8 protein-coding genes are annotated in these 12,682 nt (G+C 48.2%); 4 read left to right on the top strand and 4 right to left on the bottom strand.

Annotation, left to right across the window (positions count from 1 at the left end; translation table 11 throughout):
* Positions 1–17: 17 nt before the first annotated feature.
* From K331_RS0126790 to K331_RS0126780, 3 genes are all read right to left on the bottom strand, one after another.
* Positions 18–3,182, bottom strand: a complete 3,165-nt coding sequence (locus K331_RS0126790; RefSeq protein WP_226383707.1) for a hybrid sensor histidine kinase/response regulator — start codon at positions 3,180–3,182, stop codon at positions 18–20.
* Between the two features lie 209 nt (positions 3,183–3,391).
* The gene (locus K331_RS0126785; protein ID WP_028592687.1) at positions 3,392–5,422 is read right to left on the bottom strand and encodes a hypothetical protein; all 2,031 of its coding nucleotides are present in this window, start codon (positions 5,420–5,422) and stop codon (positions 3,392–3,394) included.
* A 242-nt stretch (positions 5,423–5,664) separates the two neighbouring features.
* The gene (locus tag K331_RS0126780) at positions 5,665–5,973 is read right to left on the bottom strand and encodes a hypothetical protein (protein ID WP_028592686.1); all 309 of its coding nucleotides are present in this window, start codon (positions 5,971–5,973) and stop codon (positions 5,665–5,667) included.
* A 224-nt stretch (positions 5,974–6,197) separates the two neighbouring features.
* Between K331_RS0126780 and K331_RS0126775 the strand changes: the two genes are divergently transcribed.
* From K331_RS0126775 to K331_RS0126760, 4 genes are all read left to right on the top strand, one after another.
* Positions 6,198–7,472 carry a stalk domain-containing protein gene (locus K331_RS0126775; RefSeq protein ID WP_028592685.1) on the top strand — a complete coding sequence of 425 codons (1,275 nt, stop codon included), beginning with the start codon at positions 6,198–6,200 and terminating at the stop codon, positions 7,470–7,472.
* 253 nt (positions 7,473–7,725) lie between these two features.
* Positions 7,726–9,189 (top strand): spore germination protein, encoded by a 1,464-nt coding sequence (locus K331_RS0126770; protein ID WP_028592684.1) that lies wholly within the window; start codon positions 7,726–7,728, stop codon positions 9,187–9,189.
* A complete protein-coding gene (locus K331_RS0126765) occupies positions 9,182–10,273 on the top strand; it encodes a GerAB/ArcD/ProY family transporter (protein ID WP_028592683.1) in 1,092 nt (363 codons plus the stop codon). The genes K331_RS0126770 and K331_RS0126765 overlap by 8 nt, the downstream gene beginning before the upstream one ends.
* Before the next feature lie 5 nt (positions 10,274–10,278).
* Positions 10,279–11,391, top strand: a complete 1,113-nt coding sequence (locus K331_RS0126760; protein ID WP_028592682.1) for a Ger(x)C family spore germination protein — start codon at positions 10,279–10,281, stop codon at positions 11,389–11,391.
* Between the two features lie 77 nt (positions 11,392–11,468).
* On the opposite strand, the gene K331_RS0126755 is transcribed toward K331_RS0126760, so the two are convergent.
* The gene (locus K331_RS0126755) at positions 11,469–12,674 is read right to left on the bottom strand and encodes an MFS transporter (RefSeq protein WP_028592681.1); all 1,206 of its coding nucleotides are present in this window, start codon (positions 12,672–12,674) and stop codon (positions 11,469–11,471) included.
* Positions 12,675–12,682 lie beyond the last annotated feature (8 nt).

The following is a 12,682-nucleotide window of genomic DNA, read 5'->3' as shown; positions in this document are numbered from 1 at the left end:
AACGTTGTACTATGATCTCACTTCACTTCTGCAACTGGAACCATGAAAGACACCACCGTTCCTGCACCAGGACTGCTGGAAATCTGCAAACCTTTCCCATATAACTGTCTTAGCCGCTTGTCCGTGTTCTTCAAGCCTACTCCGCCAGTTGAAGCTGAGCCAGGTTGCAATAAGATCTCAAGCTGCTTCTCATCTATACCGACTCCATCATCCATGACCATAATTTCCGCCTGCTGTCCATAGATAGCAACAGCAACGGTAACTGTTCCCCCGCTTCCTCTCACTAGAATCCCATGCCTCAAAGCATTTTCAACTAAGGTCTGCAAGGATAAGGGCGGAATCCTCACCTTATCCTCTGCATCCTCGGCAATGTCCCATTGAATCTGAATTCTATCGCCAAAGCGCTCTTGCTCTATATATAGGTAGGACCGCAGCAAATCCAGCTCATGCCCCAGCGGAAGCAGTTGGTACATATTTATGGGATCGAAGCTACGATGTAGATAATTACCAAATTCATGAAGCATCGTAACCATCCGATCTGTGTCAACCTCACTTAGGGATGCTATGGTATTCAGCGCGTTATGCAGAAAATGAGGTTGAATCTGTGCCTGAAGCCATGCGGCCTCCATACGGAGGCGCTCCCCAAATGACTGCTTCAGAGACACCCACGCCCGAATGCGAAGTCTAAGCTCCATGGCCCCTACAGGCTTGGTGACATAATCATTCGCACCTGACAGAAAAGCAGTCTGCACATCCTCAGGCTGGTTGCGTGCGGTTAACAAAATAATGGGAAGCTCAGATATCGAGAACTGCATACGAATTCTCTCGGTTAGCTCATAACCAGACATATGCGGCATCATGACATCTGAGACTACAAGGTCCCACTCACCTTGATGAAGCTTCAGCAACGCCTCCTTACCACTTAACATGCTAGTGATATCATAATGCTCCGAAGCTAGCATATCGCGAAGGATGTCAAGATTAACGGGGTCATCATCAACAATTAGTATTCTCGGACGCTGGCCCTCTGACAGCAGTTCTGAATTCTCTATTGAACCCGCCTGCTGAATCCTAACCTCATCCAGCCATGCACTATTCGCATGCTCGCGGAGCAAGGGAGTATCTGATATTGCTGTGAATACAGCTGCTGACTCTATTCGCTCCTCCTGACCTGCATTGCGATCCGCATAGCTTTCCTGAACTGAAGCTGCCGCTGCAAGGCTGAACGAAAATTCAGACCCTGTACCTGGAATCGAATGAATGAGCAGCTCACCACCATGCAATTCGACCAATTGCTTGGTGATGCTTAACCCAAGCCCAATGCCGCTGCCGATAGCGGAAATGCTGGAGTCACCTCTCTCATATGGCTTTAATATCCTGGCTTGCGTCTCTTGATCCATTCCAATGCCCGTATCCGTGACACAGATGACCACCATACCTTTATGGGATTCTGCTGAAATGGTGATTGTACCTTCCTCGGTATACTTGATTGCGTTATGCACCAGATTGAATAGAATTTGTAGCAGTCGGTTCTCATCAGCCAGGACAGGTGGACAGCTTGCAGGAATGTCAACGACAAGCTCAAGCTTTTTCCCTTCTGACAAATAACGCAGCATATCAGTCACACCATGAGCCAATGCGTGAAGGTTCAACATTCTTTTATTCAGGCGAAGATTGTGCTCCTTCAGCAGTGTGACATCCAGTAGATCGTTCAGAAGCAATGCCATGCGCCTACTCACCTTGATCATAAGCTCCAGTCTGTCTTGACTACGAGACCCGAGCTCCCCCTTAGCCTCATCCAGCACCGACTGTGCCATATTAATGATGCCATGCAAGGGATTACGCAGCTCATGGGAAGTATTCGCCAGGAAGTCATCCTTCAGCTTGTCTGCCTTCTGCAGATCAGCGGCCAGCTTCTGCACTCGTAGCGTATTCTGATAGAATCGGTTGAACCAGAAGGCTGCAAATCCAAGGAACGCAATAATCAGATCGATAGGATAGTAAGGCATATCTGACCAGAAGTAAGCCTTAATCATTCCGCTGCTAACCTGATTTACTGTTACAGCAGCTACCGATAGTAGAATGAGAAAAGCATCCTTCTCTCCTCTATAAATTGCACCTAGCACAAATCTGGGGATAAAGATCACGTTGATTATGAACAGCACTAGCAGCATTTTCCGTACCGGAACAATCCACTCCAACGGAACAATAAGCGCTACCAGCAGACAGAGCACACCAAAGATATTAAACAAACGCATGAATCGCTTGAACGTTCCCTGACCGAACATGGCATGCCCGAACCAGGTCAGACACAGCCCAATGCCCAAATAGCTGATTAGTCTGATTTTGGTGGTCCAGAACATATTCATGGGGAACCATTCCATCAGGACACGATCATCATCTGACAGGATCGCGAAAAAAGTAAATATAAGCAGTGCGGTAAAAAACAACACGGATGTATTGCGGTAGCCCAGGAAATATAAAATGATACTGAAGAAGGCATGCATTAAAATAACGACAGCCACCGTTAGCTGCAAGGATTGCCTGAGCAGGACCTCGTGGCCAATCGCTGCCGCCGTACCGAGCTTGATCGACTGCGTGATGCCTCCTGCGTATGCATAATCAAAATTGGACACCTGAATCACCACATCCAGCTGCTGCGCATCAGGTCTAAAGTACGCTGAATACGGGTTGTTATTAGGATCATTCTGTTCTACCGTAATCGAGGGATGACCATTCTCCATGACCAGCTCATGATTGATGTACAATCTGGATGCCGTCTGAATACTTGGTAAACGAAGTCCGTAAATATCATTCGGTTCATCCACCAATACCCGCAGCCTGTATGTACCGATCCCAAAATTCGTTCCCGTAGCTGTCTGCTCCTTCCAGCTGCCAGGAACCTGTATCCACTGACGATCTACAGCAACGTCTTTACTTGTAAGCGAGGCTGGCTCCAGCAGCTGTTCCGGGTAAAATTCCCATTCGCCGTTAATGGTCACGATGCGCTTGTCGTCAAAGGGCATACCACGCAGATCGAGGATTCCCTCCTTGGCCAGTGGCGAAGGCGGCTGTATATTGTAGTTAAGCCATAACAGTCTGATACCTAGTATTACAACTACGAATAGTAGAAGTATAGATAGCATTTTCTTCCCGGTTAGCGAGTCTATAAATTTTTGCAAGGCATCCAATCCTTTTCACAAATTTCGTACAATCTATGGTGACGGTCAAATTCACTAGTTGATTATATCAACTGACTTGCTGTTTTGTAACGAGTGGAGTGAACCGAATCTCAAAATTTTATTAAGAAAAAAGACACCTTCTGTACTTTACAGTAACAGTAGGTGCCATGAGAATTGTATTAGGATATATAACGAATTCAGACGTCCAGCTATTGAACATCTGGTCCTTGAAGCTTTACCCCCAGCACAGACCAGGCTACACACCAGGGACGTTGCTCCTGCTTATCTTTCGGAATCCAATAGCAGGACTCGATCTGGTCTGGGTCCGGTACCAGCATCAGCATACGAAGTATCAATTTGCGAACATCCTCAGGATGGTCTGCACGAGGGTACGGATAATCAAGCTTAACGCCAACCTTCTCGGCAACCTCGGAGCTATGGGAGAGCTCATATTCAAAGCTGGTATTACCGCCCATACTCAAGATACCGGAATAACCGCTTGTAAATTCACCAGACACCGTACTGCTAGTAATGTGCACAGTTGAAGTCTTCTTCTCGAAAAAGGCTGAAGTCTCACCAGGCACCCAGCTTACATCCAGTGCCAGACTTCGCTTGACATCTGCATAATGTGGGATGTCCGTGAAACGATGCAGAAATGTCCTGTAGTCGTGTGAATCTAGCCTCTCATCGTAGCTCTTTAATATGGGAAGCACATCAAAATCAACATCCGCTGCTGATGCATGGAAGACATGGCTTAGGACTCCAAGAGATCGCTCCATCTTCCAATCGTATAGCTCATAGGTCGTTCTTACGATATGCGGTGTCAGGTACACGTAAGTAACGGAGCTCTCTCCGGGAATTGGAACAATTGTCTTGTCGATGTGTCTCGTAAGCTCCGAGATCTCGGAGCTATGCTCTGCGTGCTCAGCAGCAAATTTCAGAGACAATTCTGCGCCGACCGGAAGACTCCCTCCAGCCTGCACATACGAGCCCATGCGAAATCGTGTGGAGATGGCAATCTGCTCTGTTGTCGATCGACCATAAAAAAAGGTGGAGCCACTCTCCTTACCGGAATGTCCGTTGGTGACGTAGGGAGGCGCTCCCTCGACAACTCCGATAAGTGCACGAAATTCATCCCCAGCCTTTTCTTCAGCCTGCCCTACCTGTCTCATCACATCTGATTTGTACCGACACATGACGAGATTACTGCCGCCCTGGTTCACAAAGTTCTCGTCATTATAGTTCATATACAGCCAGATCTCCTGACGCATCTCCCCCTTCGTGCCAATAGGAACGAAATACTGAAGTGCTCCCATGTAGACCCAGGTTGGATATTTCGTATGTCCGTGCGTCCTAGTATATGCGCGGCTCCATTCCCCAGTACGAATGTTAAATGTCTTCATTTGGTTGTTCTTATATCCAGCCCAGCTGTGCGGACGGTGCCATCCATTGATGAACAGCTGCACCGAAGGATCTTGGATTCCACCCTCGATCGTGCCTGACTCCAGCGCAAGAAAGTCTGCCCGCCCATCATACTCCTCATGGTGTCTGCTTTCGGTCTCCCGCAATCCGCTACCTGTGGACCCATGGGTGTCTAGCTCGCAGCGGAAGCTGGCAGTCCAGATATTCGAATAAATCGTGACTACCCCCATCATCAGATGGAGATTACCATCAGGGTGAGCATAAGCACATGCACATACCTGCTTTACATTTTTCCAGTGGGTGTTCACCTCTTGGTGCCAAGCTCCCGATTGATCCTGATAGACGATGCCAAGCCTATGCTCCGATTCCACATGCTGGGCGCCAAGCAGATACAATCGACCCTTCAGGGAAAGCGCACTGAACTGCGTACGACAATTGAAGGAATATGGAATTCGTTCTGGCTTCGACCACGTCTCACCATCAGAAGTAGTCACATAGGACAGCTGTCCGTTCTCAGTCCAGAAGACATGTAATATTCCTTGATGAACGACGCTCGCCAGATTGGCTATCTCCTGATGGCCATTGACATTATAACCGAGCTTGTCATAGACCATCTGGTTAGCAGCCAGACACTCCATGACTTCCTTATCCTTGAGCTGCTTCAGTCGGACCCGGGTATAAAGGATCTGATCGCGATTATTGGAGGTCGATCTTTTGTGATAGAAGAAGAAGGCGCTCCCATGAAAATACGTACCATTCACACCTTCAAATTGCAGGCTTGCTTCGGGGATGCGGAGATTCGTATACGTGTTGGACATCTTGTCACCTTTCTTTAAGCTTCATTTACGCTTCGTTATAGTAGTTCATTTGTACTTTCCCTCCAATTGTAATGTATCTCGTTCTTAGGCGAACCTAACTTTAGTTAACTTTGATACAAATAATTTTTGAAATGTATACGAGTTACGCTTTATAAGGCAAGTTTAGCTCCAGATAGCAAAAAAAGGCCGACATCGCATTGCACGATGCCAACCTGACTCCTCATTCATACAGCAATACTATGCTAGCCTTCGACTATATCGGCATGCAGAGCACTTGCGATCTCCATCATTTTAGCCACCACAGCCTCATGAGCAATGGCCACATACACGTCCCCCTCATAGTGACGGAAAGGAATGTCCGCGTCTACATGCTTCCACATGAAAAAATCCCCTTCAATCGTCATGGTGCTCTCTGCACCGACGACGGTAAGCACCTGTGAGTATTCAAAGTCTGGCTGCTCTGCAAAGTAAGCCTTGCATTCCTCCAAGGAAATGGCTGGCTCTGGATGCCCCTCCTGCATGGAGCGAGTAATGCGAAAACGCTGATTCATCGTCATACCTCCAACCAATATATTGCAAATTTATTTCAAGTTCTAGCCCTCATACTCTATAATGCTTACCTGCTCATGTCAATGGCTTCAAATGTGGCTACTGCACTCCACCCTTTATAAAGTGATACTATTGGAACAATATGAGAATTATGAGAATTTTGATATACTATGATGTGATAGATGGTAGATGATAGATTATATGATGAGTTGGGAGAGAACAATGGATGTTGTATAGACGAGCTGGTAAAATAGCAGCTGCCTCAATTCTTGCCTTGTCCTTGCTTGGCACTACATCATCGTTCAGTGATGTACATGCCGATTCAGGGATTACCGTCATGCTGGACAATGTACCATTACAATTTGATGCAGCTCCACGGATCGAGCAGGGAGTTACCTATGTACCGTTTCGCTCTATAGGCGAAGCTCTCGGCATCCAGATCGCCTGGGACAGCAAGGCACAGACCGTGAAGGCGGTCGGATTGGTTAACGGACAGACGACAGAGGTCCTGCTGCAGATCGGCAGTAGCACAGCTACTGTAAATGGGAATACAATAAAGCTAACGGCAGCACCACTCCAACGGGACGGACGACTACTCATCCCGCTTAGCTCCTTCAGCAGTCAATTCGGTGTGAACGTAAGCTGGAACCAACAGACCCGAACGGTCTCTCTCGTATCGCCACAGCGCGCGATGCATCTGAGAGCCTTCTATGCGTTACAATCTTTTCAAGAGAGAGATCTGGTAGCTTCTATGAATTCAGTCGCTTTTGGCTGGAGTCGTATTGATCGTAATGGGCAGTTTACTTTGCAAGGGGAAGAATATCGGCTGCCTGCCGCCGCTGGTGATGTGACACCTCAATCCCTTGTAGCCGATGCTACTTCCAGAAGCATACAGCCCTATCTCATGGTCTACGCCCTCGACGGAAACGGTGAATTGACGAAAATGCTAAGTGACAGCAGTGCTCGTCAGCAATCCATTAAGGGCATAGCAGCTGCCGTGGCCGAGAATGGATTTGGCGGGGTTGTGCTTGATTTTGAAGGCTTGGGCTTCAAGCTGGACGCTGTGCAGCAGCAGAAGCTCCTTAACGATTATGTGCAGCAGTTACGTGCCGCGCTGCCCGCAGACATTTCTCTATCACTCGCCGTACCTCCGCTTAATAGCGCGTATAAAGGCTATGATTATAAGACTCTAGCTACTATTGCAGATGATATCATCATAATGGCTTATCAATATAATCCTGCCGGAACCAAGGCACAGGTCCCGGAGCCTAACAGTCTTGTCGATAAAGCCATTCAACTGGCGCTGGATGCCGGGGTTCCGAAATCGAAGCTTCTATTAGGCATTAGCCTGAGCAGCGAGACTCCCTCTTCGATAGATGATAAGCTTGGTCTCGCCAAGCGTTATGATCTGAAGGGTGCAGCCTTCTGGCGGCTGGGATTATTCCGGGCGTATGATACGCCTATGGAGGATGCAATACATGCTTCAGTTATAAAAGAGTGATCTGCAAGGAGAATAGAATAGATTCGCATATTGTGCAAAAGGAAAGCGGGTGCTCATGTAGAGCATCCGCTTTCTCCGTGTATACTTACCCAACTGATAACATTATACAGAGCCTGTTTTCCACATTGTCTTGATTTGTGGATACGATTGCTCCGAGTAATTCAAGTATAGGGTTTAATATTGCTTCAAATTAGGATAATTTCCCCTGCATTGGCACACATTACGTGTATGTCATACAACAAGAGGTGTGTTCGTGCCCTTATCCCATCCTGCATGTACTGATCTGCAAAAGAACATTGCCTATATTAAGCAAGCGTTATTCCATACCGACGATCTGGAACAGCAATCCGTTGAGGTGCATGGACAAGAAGGCGTACTCCTATACATTGATTCACTCGTGGATCAGGACTTGATTCAGACGAATGTGCTAGCTCCCTTATATGAGAAAAGCGACACAGACGCCCATCAAATATTCACTTCACTTGGTAGTCAAAAACAGACGGATTTGCATGCAGCTGTAGATGCTATGCTCGAAGGACAGTGTATTCTGGTCATTGATGGAATTCGTGAGTTCTATACGTTCTCCACTGAAAAGCTATACAGCCGTAGCACCAATGAGCCAGAGAACGAGGCGGTTGTTCGTGGACCGCACTATGGCTTTATCGAACAGCTCACCGTCAATCTGAATCTGGTTCGCAGACAGCTTGAGAGCCCTTCACTTGTCGTGAAATATGACTATGTTGGTCGGAAAGCGCGCACCAAGGTAGCTACCTTATATATTCAGGACATTGCCAACCCGGACCTGATAACGCGAGTAGAACAGCGGATACGTGCAATCTCCTCTGACATGGTATTGGCGCCTGGCTTTATCGAGGAATTCACGGAGGACTCCCCCTTCTCACTGTTCCCGCAGCAGCTAAGCACGGAGCGGCCAGACCGGGTCGTAGCTAATCTAATGGAGGGCCGCGTAGCGATCCTGACGGATGGTAGTCCAGTAGCTCTTATCGCTCCGGTCACCTTTTTCTCCTTCTACCAGAGCCCGGATGATTACCATGGACGCTGGATAATCAGCTCATTTCTGAGACTCATTCGGATGATGAGCTTCATTATTGCCTTCACGCTCCCTGCCGTGTACATTGCGACGATATCGTTCCATTGGGCCATTTTACCCGTGGAGCTGGCACATACTGTCAAGAAATCCTTGCAAAATATTCCGTTCCCCGCTCTTGTCGAAGCCATGCTGCTGGAGCTGATCTTCGAGGTGCTCCGCGAAGCCGGGATTCGCCTACCGAGCCGGGTGGGACAGACCATCGGAATTGTAGGCGGTCTCGTCATTGGGGATGCCATTGTGCGGGCTGGGCTTGTCTCCTACACCATGATCATCGTCGTATCCCTCACCGCAATCTCCTCATTTCTGGTGCCCTCGAATGAGATGAGTGCGGCTGTCCGAATTCTTCGGTTTCCGTTGATGATCGGTGCAGCACTGTTCGGATATATCGGGATTGCCTTCGGCCTAATTATTCTCACGATCCATTTATGCAAGCTGGAGAGCTTTGGTAGTCCCTATTTCGCTCCACTTGCCCCTTTTCGCCCTGGTGACCTGAAGGATGTACTCATTCGCTTCCCGCTGTGGGCACTCCGTGAACGGCCACATGACCCTAGGCCTCAAAGGCTCCGGCAACAGTATTTCTCTAGGAGTTGGAAACGACGTGAGTAATGAGAGCACGATCACACGAGGACAATTATTTTTCATGATTATGAAATTCGAGATTGGGGTCGATATTTTATCCCTCCCGTACCGGATTCATCTGATTGCCAAGGGTGGAAGCTGGATTTCGGTCCTTATAGGCGGAATGCTCATCCAGCTCATTATACTGATGTGCTGGATGCTGCTAAGACGCTTCCCCACCTCTTCTATTTATCAGATTATGATGCGCATTACCGGATGCTGGATCGGTTCCATCCTGGTTATCGCTTATGCTGCTTACTATGTACTTATGGGTACCTCTGTACTCGTCAACGCGTATGACGTCATCAATCGCTGGATGCTGCAGAACACACCACGCTGGGCCATATTGGTTCTGTTTATGTTCAGCAGCATGTACCTGATCCGCCAAAATCTGAGGACCATCGCACGCGTACTTGTCTTGATCTCCTTTCTGATCGCTCCCATGATGCTGTTGATCAGCTATGGGATCATGCAGACCAATCTACTTTACTTGCTGCCCCTGACCGAGGCTGGATGGCCCCATATCATTAGTGCCTCGACCGAATCATTGATGGCTATGTATGGCTTTGAATTCTTTCTGGTCGTGCTCCCGCTTGTTCAAGGCACCAGCAAAAGCAAGCTCGGAACGATTACTGCAGCCAGTGCTGTCGTGTCGCTCCTGTACGGATTCACGGTATTCATATGCTCCACGGCCTTCAGCCCTCAGCAGCTTAGCATGATGCCAGAGCCGGTAATCTATCTGCTTCGATCTATTCCACTAGGTACGATGGACCGGGCAGACTTTATATTTCTGCCCATTTGGATCATTTCTATCTTTGGTGCCATCTGCGGTAATTATTATGCGGCTTCATATGGAATTGCCTACTTGTGTAAGCTCAAAAGCCATAAGAACGTGGTCCCCTTCGTTGTCCTGGCTTCGTGTATCATCGCTTCCCTGCCGCAGCGGCAGGAAGATCTGGAGGCCATTAGCACCATCGCCAACCAGTCTGCCTATTATTTTCTTATTATTTTGCCGCTACTGCTGTTAATCCTGTCTTATATTCTCAAGAAAAAGGAGGCGCCACAGACTTGAATAGGATGCGAAGCTCATTTGCTATATTGACCCTGCTAATCTGTACAACAGGCTGCTGGGATCAGGAGAACCTGAAGGATGCACGACTCGCCAATGCGACAGCATACGATCTGACTCCGAACGGCAAGATCAAGCAGACTCTGGAAATTGTCAATGACTTCGATAACAATCAGGAGAGTGGCGCCAATGAAGTTCATTCAGGCATAGGAAGAAGCATCCGCCAAAGCACCGATCAGATTCGAAGCAAAGTAAGCGGAGATATTCGTTATTACAAATACGGAGTGATCCTGTACGGTAAGGAGCTGACAGTCAGGGATATCTATCCATATATGGATGTACTGTATCGCGAGCCTGACTATCCAACCTCACACGTCAAAATTGCTATTGTGGATGGAGAAGCTGGAGAACTGCTGCAGGAAGGAAAAGTCGGTAATTTGTTAGTAGGTGAATTTTTGAGTAAAAAGATCAGAAGCTTGGAGGAATTGTGTATGTTTCCCGACATGACGCTGGAGACTCTGCTCCCTCCAATGCTTGACCCTGGACAGGACTTCGTGCTGCCCTATTTAACCAAGCAGGATAAAGACATCGTTGCCCAAGGAATTGCCTTATTCAGTGGACAAAAATTCACGGGTACGCTGAGTCGGGAGCAGAGCAGCCTATACGTCATCATGAGCGGGAAATGGAAAAAAACAGCGCGCTTCGTCAAGAAGGTTAACCCCGGACCTGTCGATGATCCCGAGAATTATATTGCCTATGAGGCAGTAACCCGAAGCATTAAGCGCAAGCTTGTAGTCAAGGTCTTCAGGGATGGGCAGATTGATGTGTACTTGCGAATCAAGCTCCCGATCACTGTCGTTGAGTATGCTGCTAATCATTTGCACAAGAAAGAGACACAGCAGCGCCTGAATCGGGAACTCACCGATCAGATGACCGAGGATGCGGAGCGAATTATCCAGCAGCTGCAAGATAGCAAATGCGACGCCTTCGGCATCGGCAGACAACTCATTGCCCATCACCCGGCCTTGTGGAAAGAGCTTGATTGGGACAAAGATTATGCAGAGGTTCGCTTTCATCCCCAAGTCCAGGTAACCATCGTAGGTAGTGGTGTACTGAACTAGCGCCTTGACCCGATCAAATGTGAATATAGAGCCGCTACCACTCTACCGAATAATTATCATCTGGAATCAGATTCCGCTTATGCTTCGCTTCTGGGTACGGCGAGCTTCAAGCGAGCTGTGAAAAAGATACATGCGATCGTAAGCGTGGCAGCAATGAAGTATGCTCCAAACAGCTCCACCTGGTGCACAATGAACCCTGAGCTCGCACTGCCTAGTAGAAGTCCACCCATCATGAGAGGCAGTATGACGCCATTGGTTCTTCCGATATATTCCTCCCTGATTTCCTTGATCATCATGGCACTGAATACCACTTGGAAGAAAGCTGTTGTGATCCCGGACAATACCCGTGCACTGGCAGTGAGCATAGGCCACACCGACAATACTTCGATTAAGGTTATCACACCCCAGATCAGCATGGTTCCTGTAATGATGGCCCGTCTGTAACGGTTCATCCAAGTGGCGAGCAAGGCGGCAAGTCCTCCACCGACCAGCATTCCCACCCCTTCAGCGGCAGCGAACCATTGTACATATTCCTTGGGCAAGCCCAAGCGCTCCATCGTGACAAAGACATCCAGAGGCATCGTAATGCCCATAGCTAGTCCTGTAATGAGGAACATCACAGCGATTAACCTCAGATTGGATTGTCCCATGACGTATTGCAGTCCAGCCTTGATATCTTGTATGGGGGAAGGACGTTCGGCAGACTTCTCCCGACTTGAAGCAGGCAAGAAGAGCTGGACGATGGCTGCCGTGGCAAAGATACCAAATAGCGCCACCATAGAGACCTCAATACCAAGCTGAGTATATACGAGCGTGCCCAGCATCGGTCCGAAGATGGTGAATATGGCCATTAGACTTTGATTGATGCCAATAGCCGTCCCTACCTGATCCATTGGAATGTGCCTGCGGAACAGAACGGCTGACGAAGGCTGGGAAAATTGACTCACAATCGCCGAGATGACTGTAGCCGCAAAAACAGCCTGCCATACACCAAGCGATATGAGAAGCAGGATAATGAGTATCGACAACGCACTTAATGTATCGCCTATAACCACTGTTCGCTTGGGATTCCACCGATCTGCAAAGGTCCCGCCAATCAGCGAGAATACAAAAATAGGCAAGTATTCCATGGCTGTAAGCATGGACACGGCTGTCGGATTGTTATGGGTCTGCTCCATAATATAGAACAGCAAGGCCATGTTCCGTATCCATATTCCCATTTGTTGAAGTAAATCTGCAAACAGGACAATCACGAAGACTCTATTGTGCAAAAGGGATTTCATGCTTCCTC

This window comes from Paenibacillus massiliensis subsp. panacisoli DSM 21345, from assembly GCF_000426545.1.
Taxonomy (GTDB): domain Bacteria; phylum Bacillota; class Bacilli; order Paenibacillales; family Paenibacillaceae; genus Paenibacillus; species Paenibacillus panacisoli.
The sequence above is the reverse complement of the archived record's forward strand: the minus strand, read 5'-3'. Positions and strand labels throughout refer to the sequence as shown.